This window comes from Pseudomonas sp. ANT_J12, from assembly GCF_008370045.1.
Lineage (GTDB): Bacteria > Pseudomonadota > Gammaproteobacteria > Pseudomonadales > Pseudomonadaceae > Aquipseudomonas.
In genome coordinates this window covers 275,818-297,535 of the sequence record NZ_VOBN01000004.1, presented here as the reverse complement: position 1 = coordinate 297,535, position 21,718 = coordinate 275,818, and the positions used below count along the sequence as shown (strand labels likewise).

The 21,718-nt window shown below is 55.1% G+C and carries 20 protein-coding genes, 1 tRNA gene and 3 pseudogenes; 19 read left to right on the top strand and 5 right to left on the bottom strand.

The genetic code is table 11. From position 1 onward, the window contains the following. Positions 1–226: 226 nt before the first annotated feature. Positions 227–529 carry a hypothetical protein gene (locus tag FQ192_RS12170; RefSeq protein WP_149658827.1) on the bottom strand — a complete coding sequence of 101 codons (303 nt, stop codon included), beginning with the start codon at positions 527–529 and terminating at the stop codon, positions 227–229. A 375-nt stretch (positions 530–904) separates the two neighbouring features. On the opposite strand from FQ192_RS12170, the gene thrS reads away from it, so the two are divergent. The 10 genes and pseudogenes from thrS to FQ192_RS12120 form a co-directional block, all read left to right on the top strand. Then, complete coding sequence (gene thrS, locus FQ192_RS12165) at positions 905–2,827, top strand: threonine--tRNA ligase (RefSeq protein WP_010455934.1); 1,923 nt, start codon at positions 905–907, stop codon at positions 2,825–2,827. Continuing rightward, positions 2,827–3,378, top strand: a complete 552-nt coding sequence (gene infC, locus FQ192_RS12160; RefSeq protein WP_176469887.1) for a translation initiation factor IF-3 — start codon at positions 2,827–2,829, stop codon at positions 3,376–3,378. The genes thrS and infC overlap by 1 nt, the downstream gene beginning before the upstream one ends. A gap of 60 nt (positions 3,379–3,438) precedes the next feature. Beyond that, positions 3,439–3,633 (top strand): 50S ribosomal protein L35, encoded by a 195-nt coding sequence (rpmI, locus tag FQ192_RS12155; RefSeq protein ID WP_008145659.1) that lies wholly within the window; start codon positions 3,439–3,441, stop codon positions 3,631–3,633. A gap of 27 nt (positions 3,634–3,660) precedes the next feature. Continuing rightward, positions 3,661–4,017 carry a 50S ribosomal protein L20 gene (rplT, locus tag FQ192_RS12150; RefSeq protein ID WP_007905879.1) on the top strand — a complete coding sequence of 119 codons (357 nt, stop codon included), beginning with the start codon at positions 3,661–3,663 and terminating at the stop codon, positions 4,015–4,017. 109 nt (positions 4,018–4,126) lie between these two features. Beyond that, on the top strand, positions 4,127–5,143 hold the full coding sequence (pheS, locus tag FQ192_RS12145; RefSeq protein ID WP_123403705.1) for a phenylalanine--tRNA ligase subunit alpha: 1,017 nt from the start codon (positions 4,127–4,129) through the stop codon (positions 5,141–5,143). Between the two features lie 26 nt (positions 5,144–5,169). After that, complete coding sequence (pheT, locus tag FQ192_RS12140) at positions 5,170–7,551, top strand: phenylalanine--tRNA ligase subunit beta (RefSeq protein ID WP_149658826.1); 2,382 nt, start codon at positions 5,170–5,172, stop codon at positions 7,549–7,551. Positions 7,552–7,554: 3 nt separating this feature from the next. After that, positions 7,555–7,857 carry an integration host factor subunit alpha gene (ihfA, locus tag FQ192_RS12135; RefSeq protein ID WP_002553164.1) on the top strand — a complete coding sequence of 101 codons (303 nt, stop codon included), beginning with the start codon at positions 7,555–7,557 and terminating at the stop codon, positions 7,855–7,857. Beyond that, the gene (locus tag FQ192_RS12130; protein ID WP_093218077.1) at positions 7,838–8,194 is read left to right on the top strand and encodes a MerR family transcriptional regulator; all 357 of its coding nucleotides are present in this window, start codon (positions 7,838–7,840) and stop codon (positions 8,192–8,194) included. Before ihfA ends, FQ192_RS12130 begins: the two co-directional genes overlap by 20 nt. An 89-nt stretch (positions 8,195–8,283) precedes the next feature. Further along, positions 8,284–8,360, top strand: a tRNA-Pro gene (locus FQ192_RS12125). A gap of 155 nt (positions 8,361–8,515) precedes the next feature. After that, positions 8,516–8,743: pseudogene (locus FQ192_RS12120) on the top strand (DNA adenine methylase); the annotation flags it as partial. A 674-nt stretch (positions 8,744–9,417) separates the two neighbouring features. On the opposite strand, the gene FQ192_RS12115 reads toward FQ192_RS12120, so the two are convergent. Both FQ192_RS12115 and FQ192_RS34440 read right to left on the bottom strand, forming a co-directional pair. Beyond that, the gene (locus tag FQ192_RS12115) at positions 9,418–9,807 is read right to left on the bottom strand and encodes an ATP-binding protein (protein ID WP_256672273.1); all 390 of its coding nucleotides are present in this window, start codon (positions 9,805–9,807) and stop codon (positions 9,418–9,420) included. 123 nt (positions 9,808–9,930) lie between these two features. After that, positions 9,931–10,047: pseudogene (locus tag FQ192_RS34440) on the bottom strand (phosphatidate cytidylyltransferase); the annotation flags it as partial. A gap of 232 nt (positions 10,048–10,279) precedes the next feature. Here FQ192_RS34440 and FQ192_RS12105 point away from each other — a divergent pair. The 5 genes from FQ192_RS12105 to FQ192_RS12085 all read left to right on the top strand — a co-directional run bounded on the left by FQ192_RS12105 (position 10,280) and on the right by FQ192_RS12085 (position 18,609). Further along, positions 10,280–12,331, top strand: a complete 2,052-nt coding sequence (locus FQ192_RS12105) for a type VI secretion system tip protein VgrG (protein ID WP_149658825.1) — start codon at positions 10,280–10,282, stop codon at positions 12,329–12,331. Next, positions 12,328–13,182, top strand: a complete 855-nt coding sequence (locus FQ192_RS12100; protein WP_149658824.1) for a DUF4123 domain-containing protein — start codon at positions 12,328–12,330, stop codon at positions 13,180–13,182. The genes FQ192_RS12105 and FQ192_RS12100 overlap by 4 nt, the downstream gene beginning before the upstream one ends. Next, entirely contained in the window at positions 13,179–13,943 is a 765-nt protein-coding gene (locus FQ192_RS12095) for a hypothetical protein (RefSeq protein ID WP_256672272.1), read from the top strand. Before FQ192_RS12100 ends, FQ192_RS12095 begins: the two co-directional genes overlap by 4 nt. Before the next feature lie 12 nt (positions 13,944–13,955). Continuing rightward, complete coding sequence (locus FQ192_RS12090) at positions 13,956–16,163, top strand: lipase family protein (RefSeq protein ID WP_256672271.1); 2,208 nt, start codon at positions 13,956–13,958, stop codon at positions 16,161–16,163. Between the two features lie 592 nt (positions 16,164–16,755). Continuing rightward, on the top strand, positions 16,756–18,609 hold the full coding sequence (locus FQ192_RS12085; protein ID WP_149658823.1) for a hypothetical protein: 1,854 nt from the start codon (positions 16,756–16,758) through the stop codon (positions 18,607–18,609). Positions 18,610–18,718: 109 nt separating this feature from the next. Here the strand turns inward: FQ192_RS12085 and FQ192_RS34435 are convergent. Continuing rightward, a pseudogene (locus FQ192_RS34435) lies at positions 18,719–19,125 on the bottom strand (type VI secretion system tip protein VgrG); the annotation flags it as partial. A 168-nt stretch (positions 19,126–19,293) separates the two neighbouring features. Between FQ192_RS34435 and FQ192_RS35000 the strand changes: the two are divergent. The 3 genes from FQ192_RS35000 to tnpB all read left to right on the top strand — a co-directional run bounded on the left by FQ192_RS35000 (position 19,294) and on the right by tnpB (position 20,287). Further along, positions 19,294–19,524: an HAD family hydrolase gene (locus FQ192_RS35000; protein WP_372242342.1), complete on the top strand. Its 231-nt coding sequence runs from the start codon at positions 19,294–19,296 to the stop codon at positions 19,522–19,524. Positions 19,525–19,622: 98 nt separating this feature from the next. Then, entirely contained in the window at positions 19,623–19,955 is a 333-nt protein-coding gene (locus FQ192_RS12070; protein WP_256672270.1) for a transposase, read from the top strand. After that, positions 19,952–20,287 carry an IS66 family insertion sequence element accessory protein TnpB gene (tnpB, locus tag FQ192_RS34430; RefSeq protein WP_178129100.1) on the top strand — a complete coding sequence of 112 codons (336 nt, stop codon included), beginning with the start codon at positions 19,952–19,954 and terminating at the stop codon, positions 20,285–20,287. The genes FQ192_RS12070 and tnpB overlap by 4 nt, the downstream gene beginning before the upstream one ends. A gap of 106 nt (positions 20,288–20,393) precedes the next feature. On the opposite strand, the gene mobH is transcribed toward tnpB, so the two are convergent. Next, positions 20,394–21,158 (bottom strand): MobH family relaxase, encoded by a 765-nt coding sequence (gene mobH, locus FQ192_RS12060; protein WP_372242339.1) that lies wholly within the window; start codon positions 21,156–21,158, stop codon positions 20,394–20,396. Positions 21,159–21,385: 227 nt separating this feature from the next. On the opposite strand from mobH, the gene FQ192_RS12055 reads away from it, so the two are divergent. Continuing rightward, the gene (locus FQ192_RS12055) at positions 21,386–21,580 is read left to right on the top strand and encodes a hypothetical protein (protein WP_149658819.1); all 195 of its coding nucleotides are present in this window, start codon (positions 21,386–21,388) and stop codon (positions 21,578–21,580) included. Positions 21,581–21,718: the final 138 nt, after the last annotated feature.

Here is a 21,718-nt window from a genome sequence, read left to right as displayed (position 1 = left end):
ACTATCATAGTCGAAATGTACGGTTTGGGAGCCCCCCGGAGGGATTGTTTGCCCTGAAACCGTGCCTTGTTTGCTGCTTGATCAGGCTGAAAGCCCCGTTTTAAAAGGCTTTCAGCCAAAAGTAAAGACGATAAAAAAAGCTGTAAAACCTGCATAAATTGTACGAAAAGGCGCTTTTTGGAGGCTTTTCATCGGCTATTGGGGCCTTCAAAGCGTCCTTTTAGGCTTATTTTTTTGCCTTGTTATCGGCTTTGCACGCTCCGATCTGGGTCAATGCCTTACGTTGCAGCGCTTCATCAGCCTTGTTATCCATCAAGGCCTGAAGGTCCTTGGCTGGGTACGATTTAATCGCGTCAGCGCCACAGGCACAGTGAGCCTTAGCCGCGGCCGCACCAATCTGAGGAGTGGCGGCCTGAGTGCACTGATCCATGTATTTCTCGCGTTCACCCTTCGGCCAATCGGCATGGGCGGCCAGCGGCAACAACAGGACGATGGGTGCGACTACAGCGAACAAACGATTCAGACGCATGCTGGGATGCTCCTTGTGGGTCAATGTCTTGATATCAGAGGGGTGAAACGGCGTTCAAGTTCAGCACTCTGGCATAAAAGCGCCTGATTTGCCGCAGCAGAAAACCGCGCTACCGCGACGACCGTTCATCTGTGCTAGCATGCCTCGCTCGGGCCTTTGCGGGCTGCGGATGACGTTCAGTCCCGGCAGCGGCAAAGGCACGAATAACCCCTGATTTGAATCCCAGTCACTCTGGTTCGGTTTTCCGGTTGGCCGCAAGGCTCCTGCCGCTGTAAGGCAGGCGTTCGTCATTGAATGGCCTGGATCGGATCTTGTACTGGCTCATCCCAACCCACGTGACCTTTGGTAGGGGTCACCACTAGGAGAGGAGGCGCCATGCCAACTATTACTCTTCCCGACGGCAGTCAACGTTCATTCGACCACCCGGTTTCCGTAGCCGAGGTCGCCGCATCCATTGGTGCTGGCCTGGCCAAAGCCACCGTGGCCGGCAAGGTCAATGGCAAGCTGGTCGACGCCAGCGACATCATCGACAGCGATTCCACGCTGCAAATCATTACGCCAAAGGATGAAGAGGGGCTGGAGATCATTCGCCACTCTTGCGCCCACCTGGTTGGCCATGCGGTCAAGCAGTTGTACCCGACGGCCAAGATGGTCATCGGCCCGGTCATCGACGAAGGCTTCTATTACGACATCGCCTTCGAGCGTCCTTTTACGCCGGACGACCTGGCCGCGATCGAACAGCGCATGCAGCAGCTGATCGAAAAAGATTACGACGTGATCAAGAAAGTCACTCCGCGCGCCGAAGTGATCGAAGTGTTCAAGGCTCGTGGCGAAGACTACAAGTTGCGCCTGGTCGAGGACATGCCGAACGAGCAGGCCATGGGCCTGTACTATCACGAAGAATACGTCGACATGTGCCGCGGTCCGCACGTGCCGAACACGCGCTTCCTGAAATCATTCAAGCTGACCAAGTTGTCCGGCGCCTACTGGCGTGGCGATGCCAAGAACGAGCAATTGCAGCGCGTCTACGGCACAGCTTGGGCGGACAAGAAGCAGCTGGCAGCTTACATCCAGCGCATCGAAGAAGCTGAAAAGCGCGATCACCGCAAGATCGGCAAACGCCTGGGCCTGTTCCACACCCAGGAAGAGTCGCCGGGCATGGTGTTCTGGCACCCGAACGGCTGGACCCTGTACCAGGTGCTTGAGCAGTACATGCGCAAGGTGCAGCGCGATAACGGCTACCTGGAGATCAAGACTCCGCAGGTCGTTGACCGCAGCCTGTGGGAGAAATCCGGGCACTGGGCCAACTACGCCGACAACATGTTCACCACTCAGTCGGAAAACCGCGACTACGCCATCAAGCCGATGAACTGCCCGTGCCACGTGCAGGTGTTCAATCAGGGCCTGAAAAGCTACCGCGAGCTGCCGATGCGCCTGGCCGAATTCGGTGCTTGCCACCGTAACGAGCCATCGGGTGCATTGCACGGCATCATGCGTGTACGTGCGTTCACCCAGGATGACGCCCACATCTTCTGCACCGAAGAGCAGATGCAGGCCGAATCCGCTGCGTTCATCAAGCTGACCATGGACGTTTATGCCGACTTCGGCTTTAAAGACGTCGAGATGAAGCTGTCCACTCGTCCGGAAAAGCGCGTCGGCTCCGACGAATTGTGGGATCGCGCCGAAGCTGCATTGGCTGCAGCCCTTGATAGCGCTGGCTTGCCGTACGATTTGCAGCCGGGCGAAGGTGCTTTTTATGGTCCGAAGATCGAATTCTCGCTGAAAGATTGCCTTGGCCGAGTCTGGCAGTGTGGTACCCTTCAGCTCGATTTTAATCTGCCTGTCCGTCTGGGAGCCGAATACGTCTCCGAAGACAACAGTCGCAAGCACCCGGTTATGTTGCACCGGGCGATCCTCGGATCCTTCGAACGTTTTGTCGGAATCCTGATCGAGCACTACGAGGGCGCGTTCCCTGCGTGGCTGGCTCCGACCCAGGCAGTGATCATGAACATCACTGATAAACAGGCTGATTTCGCCGCCGAGGTTGAAAAAACTCTCAACGAAAGCGGATTTCGTGCCAAGTCTGACTTGAGAAATGAAAAGATCGGCTTTAAAATCCGCGAGCATACTTTGCTCAAGGTTCCTTATCTCTTGGTTATCGGAGATCGGGAAGTCGAGATGCAGACTGTCGCTGTGCGTACTCGTGAAGGTGCTGACCTGGGCTCGATGCCCGTCGCCCAATTCGCTGAGTTCCTCGCTCAAGCGGTTTCCCGGCGTGGTCGCCCAGATTCGGAGTAATTACTATTAAGCGTGAAATGAGACAAGATAAACGAGCTGCACCGAAAGCCCCGATCAACGAGAATATCTCGGCACGCGAGGTTCGGTTAATTGGGGCTGAGGGTGAGCAGCTTGGGATTGTGTCAATTGAAGACGCGCTTCTTAAGGCTGAAGAGGCCAAACTGGATTTGGTGGAAATTTCCGCCGATGCAGTGCCCCCTGTTTGCAAACTGATGGACTACGGCAAATCGATCTTCGAAAAGAAGAAGCAGGTTGCCGCTGCCAAGAAAAACCAGAAGCAGATCCAGGTTAAAGAAATCAAGTTTCGTCCAGGGACGGAGGAAGGGGATTACCAGGTAAAACTGCGCAACCTGGTACGTTTCCTGAGTGATGGGGACAGGGCCAAGGTATCCTTGCGATTCCGCGGCCGTGAGATGGCCCACCAGGAGCTGGGGATGGAACTCCTCAAGCGAGTTGAAGGTGACTTGCTCGAGTACGGTTCGGTCGAACAGCATCCTAAGATGGAAGGACGCCAGCTGATCATGGTCATCGCCCCGAAAAAGAAGAAGTAATCAATAGGGCACGGCAGGCCTTCTGATTATGTTTATCAACTGAATGCGGAGTATCCGAACATGCCAAAAATGAAAACTAAAAGTGGTGCTGCTAAGCGGTTTCTGAAAACTGCTAACGGTATCAAGCACAAGCACGCTTTCAAGAGCCACATCCTGACTAAAATGTCGACCAAGCGTAAGCGTCAACTGCGCGGTAGCAGCTTGCTGGCACCGTGTGACGTGGCAAAAGTCGAGCGCATGCTGCGCCTTCGTTAATTTAGTCAAGAATAGAGGAAGTAACTCATGGCTCGTGTAAAGCGTGGCGTCATTGCCCGTAAACGTCACAAAAAAATTCTGAAACTTGCTAAAGGCTACTACGGCGCTCGCTCGCGCGTATTCCGTGTTGCCAAGCAAGCGGTAATCAAGGCAGGCCAATACGCCTACCGTGACCGTCGTCAGAAAAAACGTCAGTTCCGCGCTCTGTGGATCGCTCGTATCAACGCTGGTGCACGTATCAACGGTCTGTCCTACAGCCGTTTCATCGCCGGCCTGAAAAAAGCGTCCATCGAGATCGACCGTAAGGTTCTGGCTGATCTGGCAGTGAACGAAAAAGCGGCGTTTGCTGCGATTGTCGAGAAAGCTAAAGCCACCTTGGCTTAAGTACCCCCGACAGTCACCCGGCCTCACCTCTGTGGGGTCAGGTGTTAAACGTCATAAATAGGGGAAGAGCCTTCAAGCTCTTCCCCTATTTTGTATCTGGAGTCTGTACATGGAAAACCTGGACGCGCTGGTCGCTCAAGCTCTAGAGGCTGTGCAAAGCGCTGAAGATATCAATGCCCTGGAGCAAATCCGGGTTCACTACCTTGGCAAAAAGGGCGAATTGACTCAGGTGATGAAGACCCTGGGGAATTTGCCGGCAGAAGAGCGTCCGCAAGTCGGCGCCCTGATCAACGTTGCCAAGGAGCGTGTCACAGAGGTTCTCAATGCGCGAAAGGCACTGTTTGACGAGGCTGATCTAGCCGCCAAATTGTCCGCCGAGTCGATTGATGTGACCCTGCCTGGCCGTGGCCAGACCTCCGGTGGTCTGCACCCGGTTACTCGCACTCTGGAACGTATCGAGCAGTTCTTCACCCACATCGGCTACGGCATCGCCGAAGGCCCTGAGGTCGAAGACGACTACCACAACTTCGAAGCGCTCAACATCCCAGGCCATCACCCGGCCCGGTCGATGCATGACACCTTCTATTTCAATGCCAACATGTTGCTGCGCACCCATACCTCGCCGGTACAGGTCCGCACCATGGAATCGAAACAACCGCCGATCCGCATCGTCTGCCCAGGCCGTGTGTATCGCAGCGATTCGGATATCACCCACTCGCCGATGTTCCACCAGGTCGAAGGCCTGCTGGTTGACCGCGACATCAATTTCGCCGACCTGAAAGGCACCATCGAGGAATTCCTGCGGGTGTTCTTCGAGAAAGAACTGGCCGTGCGTTTCCGTCCTTCGTACTTCCCGTTCACCGAGCCATCCGCTGAAGTCGACATGGAATGCGTGATGTGCAGCGGTAAAGGCTGCCGCGTCTGCAAACAGACGGGCTGGCTGGAAGTCATGGGCTGCGGCATGGTTCACCCGAACGTGCTGCGCATGTCCGGGATCGACCCGGAAGAGTTCTCGGGCTTTGCCTTCGGCATGGGCGTTGAGCGTCTGGCCATGCTGCGTTACGGCGTGAACGACTTGCGTCTGTTCTTCGACAACGACTTGCGGTTCCTCGCGCAATTTCGCTAGTCGTAACGAATTCTTAGGAGAGCAGGATGAAATTCAGTGAACAATGGCTGCGTGGCTGGGTAAGCCCGCAGGTAAGTCGCGACGAGCTGGTTGCTCGTCTGTCGATGGCCGGTCTTGAGGTCGATAGCGTTACGCCGGCCGCCGGTGAATTCACCGGTGTTGTGGTGGGCGAGGTGCTGAGCACCGAGCAGCACCCAGACGCCGACAAGTTGCGAGTTTGTCAGGTCAGCAATGGCTCGGAGACTTTTCAGATCGTTTGCGGAGCGCCTAACGTGCGCCCGGGCCTGAAGATCCCGTTCGCCATGATCGGTGCCGAACTGCCTGGCGATTTCAAAATCAAGAAAGCCAAGCTGCGTGGCGTTGAATCCAACGGCATGCTGTGCTCGCAAGCCGAGCTGCAAGTCGGTGAAGGCAACGATGGCTTGATGGAATTGCCGGCCGATGCGCCGGTCGGTCAGGACATTCGTGAATACCTGGGCCTGGACGACGCCAGCATCGAGGTCGACCTGACCCCGAACCGTGGCGATTGCCTGTCCCTGGCCGGTCTGGCTCGTGAAGTCGGCGCGCTGTATAACGCTGAAGTCACCCGTCCAGTGGTGCCTGTAGTGCCAGCCGTACACGATGAAGTGCGTTCGATTGAAGTGCTGGCGCCAGCCGCTTGTCCGCGTTACCTGGGTCGTGTGATCCGTAACGTCGACCTGTCCAAGCCGACACCGCTGTGGATGGTTGAGCGCTTGCGTCGTGGCGACGTGCGCAGCATCGACGCTGCCGTCGACATCACTAACTACGTGATGCTGGAACTGGGTCAACCGCTGCACGCGTTCGACCTCGCCGAAATCAATGGCGGCATCCGCGTGCGCATGGCCGAAGAAGGCGAGAAGCTGGTGCTGCTCGACGGTCAGGAAGTCAGCCTGCGTAGCGATACGCTGGTGATCGCCGACCACACCCGCGCGTTGGCCATTGCTGGCGTGATGGGTGGCGAGCACAGCGGCGTCAACACCGCGACCACTCGCGACGTGTTCCTCGAAAGCGCGTTCTTCGATCAGATTGCTGTCGCTGGCAAAGCCCGTTCCTATGGCCTGCACACCGACGCCTCGCATCGCTACGAGCGTGGCGTGGATTGGCAGTTAGCCCGTGAAGCCATGGAGCGCGCCACGGGCCTGCTGCTGGAAATCACTGGCGGCGAAGCCGGCCCGATCACCGAAACCGTGAGCGAGCAGCACCTGCCGAAAATCGCGCCGGTGACCCTGCGCGCGCAACGCATCACCCAGATGCTGGGTATGGAAATGGATCCGGTCGAAGTTGAGCGTCTGCTCAATGGCTTGGGCCTGGCTGTTTCTGCTGATGGGGCAGGGCAGTGGCGCGTAGAAGTGCCAAGCCATCGCTTCGATATCAGCCTGGAAGTCGATCTGATCGAAGAGCTGGCCCGTTTGTACGGTTACAACCGTCTGCCGGTTCGTTACCCGCAAGCCCGCCTGGCACCGCAAGCCAAGGCTGAAGCCCGTAGCGACCTGCCTGAACTGCGCCGCCTGCTGGTGGCTCGTGGTTATCAGGAAGCGATCACCTACAGCTTCATCGATCCGAAACAGTTCGAACTGTTTAATCCGGGTGTTGAACCGCTGTTGCTGGCCAACCCGATCTCCAACGACATGGCGGCCATGCGTTCGTCCCTGTGGCCGGGTCTGGTCAAGGCGCTTCAGCACAACCTGAACCGTCAACAGGATCGCGTCCGCCTGTTCGAAAGCGGCCTGCGTTTCGTGGGTCAGCTGGAAGGCTTGAAGCAAGAGTCGATGCTGGCCGGTGTGGTTTGCGGTAGTCGTCTGCCGGAAGGCTGGGCGCAAGGTCGCGATGTCGTGGACTTCTTCGACGTCAAGGCTGATGTGGAAGCGGTGTTGGGCTTCGCTGGTGCGCTGGATTCGTTCACGTTCGTGCCAGGCAAGCACCCGGCGCTGCATCCGGGTCAGACCGCACGCATCGAGCGTGAAGGTCGTCTGGTGGGTTACGTCGGTGCGATCCACCCTGAATTGTCGAAAACCCTCGGTCTCGACCGTCCGGTCTTCGTCTTCGAGCTGGTTCTGGCCGAAGTGGCGTTGGGTAAAATGCCTAAATTCCAGGAGTTGTCGCGCTTTCCTGAAGTGCGTCGTGACCTTGCACTGATCGCCGAAAAAGACGTCGCCGCCAGCGCCGTACTGGACGTAATCCGTGAAAATGCAGGGGAATGGCTGACGGACCTCAGGCTATTTGACGTGTATCAGGGTAAAGGCATTGATCCTGATAGAAAAAGCCTTGCAGTTGGCTTGACCTGGCAGCATCCATCGCGCACTCTTAATGACGATGAGGTGAATAACACGACGCAAAATATCCTCACCTCGCTCGAACAAAGGTTGAACGCCACGTTAAGGAAGTGACGTATGGGGGCTCTGACGAAAGCTGAGATGGCGGAACGTCTGTATGAGGAGTTGGGCCTGAATAAACGGGAGGCCAAGGAATTGGTCGAACTGTTCTTTGAAGAAATCAGGCACGCTCTAGAAGACAACGAACAAGTCAAATTGTCCGGTTTCGGCAATTTCGACCTTCGGGACAAACGCCAGCGGCCTGGCCGCAATCCGAAAACGGGTGAAGAAATCCCGATCACGGCTCGCCGTGTGGTCACCTTTCGTCCAGGGCAGAAGTTGAAGGCCCGAGTTGAGGCTTATGCTGGAACCAAGTCATAACGACGAGCTACCCGTCATCCCAGGCAAACGCTACTTCACCATTGGTGAAGTCAGCGAGCTGTGTGCGGTAAAACCACACGTGCTGCGCTACTGGGAGCAGGAGTTTCCTCAACTCAACCCCGTCAAACGCCGCGGAAACCGCCGGTATTATCAGCGACAAGACGTGCTGATGATCCGGCAGATCCGCGCGCTCCTTTACGATCAGGGTTTCACCATCGGCGGCGCGCGCCTGCGTTTGTCCGGCGATGAAGCCAAAGACGACACCACTCAGTACAAGCAGATGATTCGGCAGATGATTGCTGAGTTGGAAGACGTGCTGATTGTCCTCAAGAAATAATTTACTGCGTTTGAATACTTCCAGTTTTCAAAAGCTTGCGATATATTCTTGAGCGTTCTTCGAGATGAAGAACAGGTTCCACGCCTAGTCGGGGCGTAGCGCAGTCCGGTAGCGCACTAGCATGGGGTGCTAGGGGTCGAGTGTTCGAATCACTCCGTCCCGACCATATTTTTCAATGAGTTAGCCCAATCTGGAAAAGTTGGGCTTTTTCATGCTTGAAAATTACTCCCACATTTACTCCCACGGATATTTTGGATCTTTCTAGCTTCGAGTGAGCCAGCGATAGCTTTGGCACTGATTCGCGAGATATGGCGTATGTAAGAAAAGATGACCGGTCCCGAAACCCTCATCGACATCTTGAGCGCCGCCCGATCCTTCTACCTGCAGCACCATCGCCATCGACGGCACGGTCACCGGGCATTCGGCGCACCGCGACTACTGCTCCGGCCATCAACCTGGTGCGGATTGAGGATCGCCTCGCGGCCGCTTGGGCAGCGCCTGTCCGGCACATACGTCGAAAATCTTCCCTGGCTTGAACGCTATGATCGTGCCCCATCGGTAACTACGCTATTTACATCAGCCCCTTGGGAGGCAAATTTAGCGACGTCTTTAGTACCCACCATTGCCGCAGTTGTCTTGAGTAACGACGAATACCTACAGCTATCTCCGACTCTGTCTACTATTGATCCCGTTTATGACTATATCGGTTATATGATGGTGACGACGGGCTTGCGAATTGGAGGGATTGGACAATTGCCCCTGGGGATTGACGCAAGAAATCCTGGTTGGCTCCGCTATCCCGAGCTCAAGGCTAAAGGCTTGCCGTTTCAGCGGCTCATTTACCTCCCGAAGGGGAAAAAGCGTTTGTTGAAATGCGTGGTGCTCACTGAGGCCCATACCCGGCCCATACTGTTAAGGCATGACTAAGCAGCAAAAATAGAACCATCGAACCAGGGCTACCAAGCCGGCCTGCGTCAGAGGCGACGGCATGGCGTCTTTGCTGGGTATATCGCTTACGCCGTTCAAGCGCGAAGAGCTGAACCACAGACTGAATGCGAAATTGCATCTCACTTGACCAGGTAATTGCATTGCCACTGACCAGTCGTTTGCATCTACGCTGACCACCCAATTGCATTGTTGCTGACCAGTCATTTGCATTCGCACTGACCACTCAATTGCATTCGACTTGACCACTCCACCGGCTGGCGGAGTGGTCGGGGTCTTCAGCTTTTCCTGCTCTTAAGTTTGCGCATTGATTCGCCCTTGAGCGGAATCACATGCGCCTTGTGAGCGATTCGGTCCAACACGGCATCGGCAATCGTCGGATCGGTGAAAAGGTCGTACCATTTTTCCTTGGGGTACTGGCTGGTGATCAGCAAGGAGCCATTGCGTGACTGCTGATCGATGACATCTAGGAGGAAGGGACCGAGCTGGGAATCAATACCGCCGATTCCCAAATCGTCGATGATCAACTTCCAGCGCAGCTTCGGAAGCGTGTGGTCCGCGTAGGACAATGTTATGTCTTCAAATAGCTGCGTGGCTGTCCGGTAGTAGGTATTGAACCCTAGGCTCAGGCTTCTGAAAGGGGTACAGATGTTGTTGCAGAATGTCACTTGCCAATTTGCTTGGCCGGCAGCTTGACCATCCTATTTCATTCCCTCCGAACAATCGAGACGTCCTCTTCACGCCTTGGTCGCGGTTAATTGTTGGCCGGCAACTGTCAGATGTTGAGCGCATGCGCCGTCGATTAGCGAAGTTCGCAGTATGCGGCCTACAAAGCTTTCAGCGGTTGTTAGTAGCGACAGATTTGGAGCAATTTTGTGCTTGCCAAACAGTTTGCCGCAGACGAATTGTTTCAAAGAGTGCGCTCATACAGGTGAAAAATGAACTCAGCATCATTTTCGCTGTCTCTGTCGTTCACCGAAGAAACATTCTGAACAAACGAAAATTCTGACGCGATTTAGGACGTTTCCTACATCAATTCTTCTGCCGTTTTGTTAGCGTGCTCGAAAATTTAAGCTTGCTCAGGCTAGGTATGGCTTTGGCTTCGCGTTTTGTCTCCTCTCTCAGCTTAAGGATAAGCGTATGTTCGCGCCGGCTAATGCTGCGCACTTCACGTTACTGATCCCATCTGTTCGTAACGATTTTAAGGTGCTGGCCTTTCACGGCACCGAAGCCATCAGCAGCTTGTATTCGATCCAGATTGAGCTGGTCAGCGAGTCGCCTGATTTCGATCTGCAAAGTCTGCTAAGTCAGCCTGCTTTCCTTCAGTTCGGCCTGAATGGCGAAGGTATCCATGGGCGAATCGAAGATGTGTTCGTGGGGGAGGCCGGTAAACGCCTGACCCGTTATCAACTGACATTGGTGCCCGCTCTGCACTATTTGCAGTTCAGCCATAACCAGCGGATCTTCCAGCACCTGACGGTGCCGCAAATCATCGCCCAGGTCCTTAACGGTCATGGCATTCAGGCCGATGCCTATACCTTTCATGTCAGCACAAGCACTGAGCGCGAATACTGCACTCAATACGGCGAAAACGACTTCGAGTTCATCCAGAGGTTGTGCAGTGAGGATGGGATTTCGTGGCACCATCAACACAGCCAGGATGGCCATCAGCTGGTATTCACCGATGATCAGACCTATTTCCCCAAGCTGGGGGGCACACCGTATCAGCAAGGCTCAGGCCTGGCGGCTGATCACCCGGTCGTTAGCCAATTCTCCATGCGCTTTAGTACTCGTACCAGCACGGCCACGTGCAGGAGCTATGATTTAAAACGCCCAAGCCTGTTGCTGGAAAGCCAATTCACTGCCGAGTTTAATCCTGCGCTCGAAGACTACCGTTACCCGGTGCTGCACGAAAATGAAAAGCTCGGCAAACAGCTTGCCCGGCAGGCCCTGGAGCGGCACCGAAGCGACTACCAGTTGGCTGAGGGTAAAAGCGACCAGCTAATCCTGCGCAGCGGCCACTTCTTCGACCTGACCGAGCACCCGCGTCAGCAGTGCAACGCGTTGTGGTTGTTGCTCAGTGTCAATCACGTTGGAAAACAACCCCAAGCCCTTGAAGAAGCGATCACCAGCGACGTGAGTCCTGAAGACGGCTTTACCCAAGGTTACCGCAACAGCTTCAGCGCGATTCCCTGGGATGTGTTCTACCGTCCGCCGCTACTCACGCGAAAATCGATGCTGGTCAGCCAGACAGCCCGTGTCACCGGTCCAGCGGGGGAAGAAATCTTTTGCGATGAGTACGGGCGGGTTAAGGTCGAGTTTCATTGGGATCGCGCCGAACTGGGCAGCGATAAGAGCAGTTGCTGGCTACGGGTTTCATCCAGCTGGGCCGGGGATAGTTTCGGTGCGGTAACCATCCCGCGTATCGGCATGGAAGTGGTGGTGACCTACCTGGAAGGTAACCCCGACAATCCGTTAATTACCGGTTGCGTGCCTAATAAGGTCACGCCTGTGCCGTACCCCTTGCCCGAGAACAAAACCAAAACGGTCCTGCGCAGCCACAGTTCACCCGCCAGTGGCGGCTACAACGAGCTGTCGATTGAAGACCGCAGCGGCCAGGAGTTGATCTACCTGCGCGCTCAGCGTGACATGGAGCAGAAGGTCGAACATGACAGTCGGCTGGAAGTGGGTAACGAACGCCGGGAAACCATCAAGGGCAACAGCATCGCTGTGCTGGAGGCTGAAGAGCAGCGTACCGTCACCGCTGACCGTAAGGTCGATCTCAAAGCCAATGACTACTTACAGGTAGCCAGCAGCAGCCACACCCGTGTCGGTCAAACGCTGGTGGTCGAAGCGGGCCAGGAAGTACACCTCAAAGCCGGGGCTAATTTAATCCTTGATGCCGGGGCCAGCATCACCTTGAAAGCTGGTGGTCAACACATAGTAATTGGGGCCGGTGGTATTTTTAGTAGCACCGAGATTCAAATCGGCGGTGCACCTGCTGGAGGAACGGCTGCCAATCCATTGTTGCCGGGCGTATTAGCGGCCCTGGCGACCCCACCCGCACTGCCTATGATGGCCCCGACACAAAATGCGCTGATGGTGGCCAGTAAAGTTAAAGGCGCTGACTTCTGCCCGCTTTGCGAGGCTTGTAAAAACGGTCTTTGCCTGCCCAAAGGAATGACATCATGATAGCTGCCGCCCCTCGGCAATGGATGATCGATCAGCTAAAGCTCGACCATGCTCTGTGCCTGATTCTGGATTCGGAAGGCGAGCTCGACGTCCGCCAAGCCTTGCTGAAAAACAGTGGCCCTGATCAGCATATCAGTGTGTACAGCGAAACTCAGGTCTCCGATTTAGCTGATGCGGGGCCATTCATATTCCTCGTCGACGATCCTGACAATGAACACATCAGAGCCCTACTCAAGGCGCCTGAGCGTAATTGGGGCTGGCTTGCCAGTATTCGAAGAGGTGATCTGCCTACGCTGACTCAACACTGGCGCGAACGGCTGATTATCGGCACGCGGCCCAATCAGGCGCTGTACCGCTTCCACGACAATCGCGTCCTAACCCGTGCCTTGGGACATACTCCTGAAGAAGCGCGCCCTGAGTATTTGGGGCCAACGGTCAGTATGTGTTACTGGCAAGGCGCAAGCTGGGAAGTCGCCCACAATTCTGCTCCCGGAGAATACCCGCTTCCTGCTGACCCAATATGGCTGAATATCCCTGCACCAGCGAGTCAGTCGATGGAGATGCTTCAGTCCAATATCTACCGGTATCTGTGGGCAGAACACAGCGACGATCTGATGAGACTCAGCCAGCACCAAGACCCAAGCACTTGGCTTTCAGAACAACTCTCGCAGGCTCAAAAATGGGGATGGTCTGCCCCTGAGCAAGTGCATTTCTTGATCATCAACAAACTCAATGAAACTGAGCCGACCATCATAAAAAGCTGGTTACCTCATGCCGGTGAAGCGCCGCAGGTTCACTTCGAGCGCCTTTTTAATGAAGCGAAGTTCTGGTCAGGAGAGCAATCAGCATGATGCACGTACGACACATTACACCCCATTTCCTGCGGGTCTTATTTGTGAGCGCAATGGCCTTGGTCGCTTCGGGCTGCTCAATGGCACAGACAGAAAGTTTTACCTTTCAAGCCGACATCCCAGAGAACTTCACCGTTAGTCCGATGGCTTACTACGAGTCGGCCTCCGGCGAGTCGTGTTCCGGGCATAACCTTATCCAAAGCGAGCAGCCCAAGGGAGTGCGTCCGGTTGAGTTCAAGCTGCCACTGACGGACACCGCGAAGGGTTGTTCAATGGTTTTGACAAATGTGGTGCTGCATATCGAAGGACAGTGGGGCAAGCGTGAGCTGGACATGAGTCTACAGACTGCCGGTTTATCAATTCATGATGAGCCATCAGAAACAGCCCGTCCTTTCCCCACGTCGGGACCTCTGGTCTTTCAGGGCCAGTGCCAGTGGTTATTTCGCACGGTGGGATCGAAACGGTTTATCAGGAAAATCCTAGAATGCCGGGCGCTCGACGCGAATGGCGTCGTGCAGAAAAGCCTGGCGGGCGGAGCGTTGCAGCGCGATCAGTTAGCGGGCAAGACTGTGAAATTGGTACTGACGGTAGCGAAAGAGGAACAGCCGTATTTTGGGCGTTCATGGCTAGAAACACCTAAGGGCTGGAAGCCCTGTATCGAAACGAAGGAAACGTTCCGCTGCCAAACTCCGCCGACTTTCACCGATTTCAAAATGCCCGATGGACGTGACTGCTCCGTCTACCCCAACTGCACCGAATAAGGACATCAAAGGATGAGTTCGTATAAACCCATGGAAGATGGGGATAAGCCGGCATTCAGCGGCAAGATGTTTACCTGCCCAAACAAAGGGCACTGGGTTAGTTTTCAGTTGGTAGACGAGTTCGGTGATGGCAAACCGTATGCTGGTCTTGCCTATATCCTTCAGGACAGCGCGAAGCAACAGTACACGGGGGTGCTGGACGCCAAAGGGTTTGCCAAGATTGAAGACTGCTATCGAGGCCCTGTCGTATTAACGGTCGATAGTGAGTATCAAGGAGGCGTTGATATTTGGTATGAAAAGATCGTGGATAGAAAATCTTATCCACTTCCGATTACCGAGCTCCAGGTTCGCGCCGAGCAAACTCATTTCTTTCACAAAGATGGTTTCCCTGTCGACCACAACCCTGCGCAAAAAGCCGGAGATAAATTCATCCAGGTAGAGGTGCGGGATCTGGTCAAACGTAGCGCGCATTTACCCCCGCGCGTTGACCGCAAATACCCTCCAGATGACATCTTGGTTAGGGCGCTTGATGAGCTGAGTTTTGGTCCAGAACCGTTATCTCAAGTAGGTGTTGGGCTACTGTCGAACCGGCACACGCTGCTACAAGTGCGCCCACTGCGTGCGTTTAGACCGATGCTGTCAACGGATAATGCCTTCAGCGCACTGAACCTGTACCAGCTCGCGATCATGTCGGACTTGAGCTACTCCAATTTCGGTCAAAACCCCGTTAAAAATCCTGTGGACTTCGTGAGTTTTCCGCTGGATCCCAGCGTCGGTAACTTTTTTGGTGACGCGCTTTCGAACTATCGAGAAAGTTGGAAGGTAGACAGTTCGCAGTCGTCGGTTCACCGTTACTATCCACTGTACGAAGAAGTGCCTTACTCAAAGCGCTTTGAAATTTTGCCGTTCGACCCAACGGTGTATGAGCAGAATAAGCCTAGCGACACTCAGGAGCACCCTGCCAATCTGCATTTTTTTGATGACATCAATGAGTGTTGGGTTAGCGAAAAGAGCACGCAGGCGTTCATCACTCACCATGATGAAGTCATACTGATTGCTATCCGTGGAACACTGGAATTGTCAGATTGGTGGCGTGACGCGGATGCGGCACAGGTGCCCTTCAAAGAAGGTAAAGGAAAGGTCCACAATGGCTTTTACGATGCCTATCAGGCGTTGAAGAAGTTTGTTCAGGACTATTTGGATCGGTTTCACGTCGGGCAAAAAATCATTATCAGCGGTCATAGTCTGGGGGGCGCGATTGCATTGCTGCTGGCTGAAGCTCTTCGCAACTCCACTGATAACGATTACGACATTCTCCTCTACACCTATGGATCGCCACGCGCGGGTGATGCCACGTTCGTCGCCGCTGCCAAGCCGCTGACGCACCACCGGATGGTGAACAACAACGACATGATTCCCGGTGTACCCGCGCCCTGGATGAACGCACGGCGATCCATCTGGATTCCTGGGCTTGCGGCACTTTTTATTACCAACCCTGTTTTAGGCATCTTGATCTTCGTCGCAGGTCTGGTTCGTGTCGGTGGCGCGCCCTATCAACACCATGGCGAGCTGCATCACTTCATGCCCGTGGATTTTACCGGGAAGGAAGAGTCGGCGATTCTCTGGGATCCGGGCTGTGCCTCCATAGAAGAGGCCGCTTGCACTCGGGCGCTCGCCAAAGATGGCGATCTTCCATTTCGTGGTGGTTTTATCGATCAAGCTATGAGTTTAGGTGACCACAGCATACCGGGGTCCTATATCCCGTTCTCCTGGGCGACCTTTCGACGTTGGCAGCAAACTCAGGAAACTGGCGGGACGGTGGTCACTAAGCGTGAATACGATCTGGTGGCGGCGGCATTGGAGACGATGCGCACCAAAGTACAAGATCAAGGTAAGCAAACAAGGAACACTCAGCGTTATATCAACAATGACCCTGAGTACATACAAACATCGGATGATTTGAACCAAGAGTCGCAAAAGCTTTTCGATTCGGTGGAGCGTCTTAAAAAGGAAAAAGCACGTCGTCTGACACTGGTCGATGTCTACGGAAGCGCAGCGCAATCTCCCAACTTGGAAGACGCTCTGCTTCGTTGGAAAAACCAACGGGAGAACAAGCGGCTGGTGCAGATTGCAATGATTCCTCGGCAGGTCGATGACGGTTTGATGTTTGCCTCTCGCAGCGGCATGCCTCATACGTTGGACATCGATTCCATTGTTTAGTGGGAGTGTCTACCGGTTTGTGCATGGAATACGCACAAACCGGTAGCGTCTTTGATATGGCTAACACGTGGGTCGTTCCTGGAAAACTTCGCTCGACCCCATCCCCGGTCACGAGGAGTTGCCCGATTGCGATGCGTGTCTTCCGGTCAGCCCGAGTCTCGAGCTTGGCCGGTTAACTCACCAGATTCCCCATGAAAAACTCAAGTTCAATGCCCGATACTCGTGCTCCACCCGACTACCACAGATGCCTACCCGCCGAGCTCCACAGCCAAGCGGGTGCCTTTATCCGCTATCTGCACGAGCTACCCAATAAATCACCGGTCGAGTGCCCAGTGTGCGGTCATCCACGCTTTTGGCTGGATGCCAGTCAAAATGTGCGCCTGCCTTTTTACCGCTGCGCAGCGTGTAATAAAGGCTTTAACTGTTTGTCGAAAACCCCGTTTTCGGGCTACGGGCTTATGTAAAGCCACAAGGAAGTATTTATGCATCCATCGCTACAGCGCCTATCCCCAAGATCCGCGCCTCGTTCACACCGTGCCTTGCTGTTGAGTTTGTGTAGCTCACCCATTAGACCCGTGCCAGAGGGACGAATATGAAGCGTTTACTACCAAGCCGGTACGGATCCCTCCTGGCCGCAGTTCTGTTGTCAGCCTGTACCGCAGCTTGGGCGGCGGAGCCGCAACCGAAGCTCGCCCATATACTGTTGCTTGAGGCGCAGCACCTGAATCGCGAGGAATCCTGGCCGGCGGCTACGACTGCGGCGCGGGTGGCGATGGAGGCAGGCCGTCGCGAAGGGGTCAATGGTATTGTCGCGATGTTGGACGGGGGAAGCTTGCTGGTGAATCTACTGTACAAGCAGGGGAAGTACGCAGAGGCCCGTGCTGCCGCCGAAGAGCAAGTGGAGTATGAAGAGCAGCAGACAGCGTCTTTCGGTAGCACGGTTACCCCAGACCTTCACGGCGCAGCGCTGTTAGGCTTAGCTATCGAAGCAAGCATGGCGGCGGGTGACAGGGCAGCGGTCGTCCGCCTGCAGGAAAAACTCTACTCCGTCGCCAAACCCTATTCCGGACTATGGCGCCTGTCGCCGGATGAGCCACGTCTACATTACGAGTTGGCCGGTTTATCATTGCCGTTGATACTAGGGCAGTGGAAACTGACGAAGTTTGAACCTGCTAATAGCCGGGATTTCGACTCCCGCGTCCTCTACACACAGAAATCGGCAGACAGCCACTTGAGCGCCGAGATTTCGCTGTCTTATGACGAATTACAACGCAAGAAGACATCGTCACAGCGGCAGGAATGGCTCAAATCCTACGACGAGTTGGGTGAGCAAAAAGCGCGTGCATCGGCGATGCCCGATCTACCCTTCGACGGACTAACCGCCGTCAAACTACAGAGGCCAGAACCCTGTGACGGCGAGCCGTGCACCAACGTTTATTGGACTGCGCTACGTGGCGACTGGCGTATGGAGATCGATGTGATTTTCAGATCACGAGACGAGGCCCAAGCAGTTGAGCAAGTGCGAAAGTTGTTCGCGGCGTTGAAATGGCAAAGCGCACCACAGCTGTTTCGTGAGCGCACGATGGCCGAGCAGAACCGAGACATGGATTCGCACTGGAATACACCTGGCGGCTGGTCCAAGGCCGCTGAACTGGCGGAGCAGGCTAAGCCCGATGCGTTTTTTTCCGAGGAAATTGCACGATTACAAACATTTATCGGCGTGGCGCAGTACCGGCGTGGCGCGTTGGATGCGGCCCGACGCACGCTAGATCTGGCCGTACTTGCCTGGGGGGATGGCTCTGCCAAAAATGAGAAGTTTTATAAGGCCGCGTTAGATTATGCTGCGGATATCGCCTACCGTCAGAGAAGAGACACAGAGGCTGTCGCCCTGAACCGGACGTTCATCGAATGGCAGGAAAGCGACGCTTCGATGGGCTGGGGAATACCGAAGGGCGAAAATGCTTTTGTTAACCATTGGGCAGGCATGCGGTTGCCCTTGCGTGTGGGCACTTACCGCCTGAGATTGGGTGATGCCAATCATTTTTACTACGAAAACTTGCAAACGGGGGCACAACTTGGTCTCACAGTAGGCTTGGCTCAATCATCTGATCAGGAGCTTGAATCGTTGCTGCGCGCCTTCATGACGAAAAAATTGGGGCTGCAAGCCGGAGAAATGCACATAACGAAGTTTTCGCCCAAGCCAGCCGAGCATGGAGAGCCGCAGGCAACCGGCCGTAAATGGGAGTTCGATGTGACAAAGCTGCCGGATGGCAAAGGCGCTTCCGAAGAGGCCCCTGCAACTGGTGTCCTGCGGGAAACACCTATAAAGATGGCGTTCTGGATCGTGGATCGCAAGGGGCAGAGGTCGTTACTACGGGCACCAATCATGGACGGTGGTCAAACCAAGGCTGAGGCGAATCTGATTGCGCAAGCATTGTCATTGTAGGGCCGATGACGCGACGGCAGCCGCTGAGGACCTGGAGTCGGAGGGCCTCTAGGCTGCTACTTTGAGTCGAAGATCTTTAGCAATTAGCCCAGGAAGGCCTCAATCAGCTCACCCTACCGAACTGATTGCACTGGATCTCTTCGTCTGCCAGGGCGGTGACCACAGCGGTAGGGCTGCCTGGCCCCGAGGCTTCTTGTGGACAGGAGGCGGACGTTAGAACGCGCCCCACGGAAGAACCATAAAGCGGTTGCGGTAGCTCTGATGAAAGTCATCCTTGTTGTCAGTGTTGCCACTGCTGATGTTCTCGTTGAAAACCTGTAGTTGCTTGCCTTCATGGATGACCTGAGTCAATAGCTACAGGTCGTTCCACTCTTGGCGCGGGTGGCCTGATATTTCCAGGCCGTGGCCGCTGACCAACCGGATCTGGTCACCTTGCCCTTCGGCTTGACGATAAGCTGCGTGGCTGCGTTCCAGAGTACGCAGACTGATTTGCTTACGGCGCTCGCGGCCTATGAAAAACGCTTCAGTGTCTTTTCTATCGACCCTCGATTGTGCACCACAGGCGCAGCGAACCTGCTGGTCAAGTCGAATGCAAATGATTGGTCAGTGGCAGTGCAATTGGGTGGTCAAGTTGAATGCAAACGGGTGGTCAGAGGCAATGCAATTACGCAACTGAAGTTGGAGATGATCTCTTCGATCGAGCTCTATCCGGACGCTGTCGAGGCCATATCACTGTTGAAACAGGCAGGAGTCAAAACCGGGATTTGCTCGAATCTTTCCAGCCCCTATGGCCCTAAAGTCCGGAAAATTTTCCCGCACATGGATGGCTTCGCCTTCAGTTATGAGGCGGGGGTCATGAAGCCCGTCCCCGTTATTTATCAGCTAGTTTGCCAGCAGATGGATGTTGAGCTGTAACCGTCCGGGCAACACACCTTCCTGATGCCATCGTTTAAGGCGATGGTGTCCACCTAAATTAAGTGGACACCATTTTTAGCCTTTTTAAGCGGACGCCCATGCCACAAGAACGCCGTTCCTATTCCAAGTCCTTTAAGGCCCAGGTCATCGCCGAGTGTGCGCAGGCTGACACCTCGATTGCCAATGTCGCCTTGACCCACAACCTCAATGCCAACCTCGTCCATAAATGGATTCGGGTGCATGGGCAGAAAAACCTGGCACTGCAAACTGCTTTTATTCCGGTCAAGGCCTTGTCTTCGACAGCGGCCCCTCAAGTTCTTCCGGCCACGATTCGAATCGAACTGCCTCATTCAAAAGGCGTAGTCGTGGTGAGCTGGCCAGCAGAAAATGCAGCGACATGTTCCGCTTTCCTGCGAGACCTGCTGCGATGATCCGCATCGACACCATCTGGCTCGCCATCGAGCCCATGGACATGCGCGCCGGCACTGAAACCGCTCTGGCGCGGGTCGTGGCGGTCTTCGGTGCGGCGAAGCCGCACTGTGCTTATCTGTTCGCCAACCGCCGCGCCAATCGTGTGAAAGTGCTGGTGCATGACGGTGTGGGGATTTGGTTGGCTGCCCGGCGCTTGAATCAAGGTCGTTTCTTTTGGCCAGGCGTGCGGCACGGTTCTGAAGTTGAGTTGGATGCAGAGCAACTTCAAGCTTTAGTGCTCGGTTTACCTTGGCAACGCGTCGGTTCCGGAGGAGCCATCACGGTGCTCTAACTCGTCTGCTATGGCGCGCTTGCCAGCGCAATTGGCCCATTAGTCTATCGCCGCTACTTGCCCTCTCTGGCAAAATCGGCGCCATGACTTCGCATCCTAATCTCGATCAATTAAACCCTGAAGAACTGCGTGCCTTGCTTGGGTTGCCACCAATGTTCTGTGCGGTGGAAACGCGGTCCGCCTGAATGACCAACTCGCCGAGTACACCGGCACGTTCGTACTGACCGGCCAGGACATACAGCAGACTGGCCCACAACGACGGAAATCTACTGAGCCAGTCCAGGATCGGGCGGTCGAGAATCCGGGTGTAGAGCAAGCCTGCGGCAGCACCGTGCAGGTGGTAGTCCCGACCCTTGAGGTAACGAAAGCGGTAGGGCTGATCCAGGGTGCCCTGCCAAGGATGCCAAACAAGACCATCCTGGCGTTCGACCAGCAGGTCCACGGCGATCTTGCCGATGTCATGCAGCAGTGCACCATAGGCGATGCCGGCGGACCAGGCATCGGTTTGGGCGGCTTGGTCTTCGGGTGCGGCACCGGTGGGCAGCAAATACGACTGACGCAATTTCAGGCTACAGGCGACCAGTTCCAGGCCATGGTCTAGCATGCCGCCGAGATAAGCATGATGGTGCGTCTCACTGGCCGGGAGTTGCTGGACCTGTTCGGCGTAGCGATGGATAGGGTTTAAATAGAGTTGGGTGAATTGGGCGTGGGAGAGGGCGGTGTACTGCCAGATGCGATCGAGTAACTGGCGGCGGTGCTCGGCCGCTAACAGGGTATGGGCTGACTCAATGGGTAGGTAACCTTCAGTGACGCTCACGGTCAGTAGGGGAGGGAGCTTTTGCCTTTTGCGGTGAAACAGGTTGAAGAGCATCGTGATCTCCGGGCGGCGGTTGGACCTGTGGCCTTTTAGCCTTTTCGGATAGGGCTCTTACCCTTGATTCCCTATTCCCTTCCAACCCTTACCGATCCTTTTTGGCTCGTGTCCTTTTTTGTGGCAATGGGAATATCGATACCACTTTGCATCGGTTTGTTGGGCACGTGCTGGGACAGAAAGGGAAGAGTCGGTAGACTGTGGTGCGAATTTTCCAGGGTCTTGCCATGAACCTCACTGACGCCACGCTGGTGCTGCTCCTTGCGGCACGTATCCATGGGACCGACGAAGCTGTCAGAGCTTCGGCGAAGAGCGTGGTCAAGAAGTTACCGCGCAGCAAGCGAGATCTGATCTACAAGGTGATCGACAGCCAAAGCCCACTTGAGCTGGTCGGGTTTCTAGCGGATCACCCGGATGACTGATCCAGCGTTTGGTAGAGTCAAACGGGGGCGGAAGTCTGTCGCGACAGATTAAAAGTTGTCCACGAAAGGCGTGTGTATATCTGTGGATAAATCTCTACATGTCACGGAGTAGGCTGGTTGCAACGGATTGATTACTTA

What these genes read in the sequence shown, in the direction of transcription:
- FQ192_RS12100 (WP_149658824.1), top strand. Translation starts at nt 12,328, where the DNA reads ATGATAGCTGCCGCCCCTCGGCAATGGATGATCGATCAGCTAAAGCTC.
- tnpB (WP_178129100.1), top strand. Translation starts at nt 19,952, where the DNA reads ATGATCCGCATCGACACCATCTGGCTCGCCATCGAGCCCATGGACATG.
- FQ192_RS12055 (WP_149658819.1), top strand. Translation starts at nt 21,386, where the DNA reads ATGAACCTCACTGACGCCACGCTGGTGCTGCTCCTTGCGGCACGTATC.
- ihfA (WP_002553164.1), top strand. Translation starts at nt 7,555, where the DNA reads ATGGGGGCTCTGACGAAAGCTGAGATGGCGGAACGTCTGTATGAGGAG.
- FQ192_RS12105 (WP_149658825.1), top strand. Translation starts at nt 10,280, where the DNA reads ATGTTCGCGCCGGCTAATGCTGCGCACTTCACGTTACTGATCCCATCT.
- FQ192_RS12095 (WP_256672272.1), top strand. Translation starts at nt 13,179, where the DNA reads ATGATGCACGTACGACACATTACACCCCATTTCCTGCGGGTCTTATTT.
- FQ192_RS12070 (WP_256672270.1), top strand. Translation starts at nt 19,623, where the DNA reads ATGCCACAAGAACGCCGTTCCTATTCCAAGTCCTTTAAGGCCCAGGTC.
- rpmI (WP_008145659.1), top strand. Translation starts at nt 3,439, where the DNA reads ATGCCAAAAATGAAAACTAAAAGTGGTGCTGCTAAGCGGTTTCTGAAA.
- rplT (WP_007905879.1), top strand. Translation starts at nt 3,661, where the DNA reads ATGGCTCGTGTAAAGCGTGGCGTCATTGCCCGTAAACGTCACAAAAAA.
- pheT (WP_149658826.1), top strand. Translation starts at nt 5,170, where the DNA reads ATGAAATTCAGTGAACAATGGCTGCGTGGCTGGGTAAGCCCGCAGGTA.
- FQ192_RS12170 (WP_149658827.1), bottom strand. Translation starts at nt 529, where the DNA reads ATGCGTCTGAATCGTTTGTTCGCTGTAGTCGCACCCATCGTCCTGTTG.
- pheS (WP_123403705.1), top strand. Translation starts at nt 4,127, where the DNA reads ATGGAAAACCTGGACGCGCTGGTCGCTCAAGCTCTAGAGGCTGTGCAA.
- FQ192_RS12090 (WP_256672271.1), top strand. Translation starts at nt 13,956, where the DNA reads ATGAGTTCGTATAAACCCATGGAAGATGGGGATAAGCCGGCATTCAGC.
- FQ192_RS12130 (WP_093218077.1), top strand. Translation starts at nt 7,838, where the DNA reads ATGCTGGAACCAAGTCATAACGACGAGCTACCCGTCATCCCAGGCAAA.
- FQ192_RS12085 (WP_149658823.1), top strand. Translation starts at nt 16,756, where the DNA reads ATGAAGCGTTTACTACCAAGCCGGTACGGATCCCTCCTGGCCGCAGTT.
- thrS (WP_010455934.1), top strand. Translation starts at nt 905, where the DNA reads ATGCCAACTATTACTCTTCCCGACGGCAGTCAACGTTCATTCGACCAC.
- FQ192_RS35000 (WP_372242342.1), top strand. Translation starts at nt 19,294, where the DNA reads ATGATCTCTTCGATCGAGCTCTATCCGGACGCTGTCGAGGCCATATCA.
- mobH (WP_372242339.1), bottom strand. Translation starts at nt 21,158, where the DNA reads ATGCTCTTCAACCTGTTTCACCGCAAAAGGCAAAAGCTCCCTCCCCTA.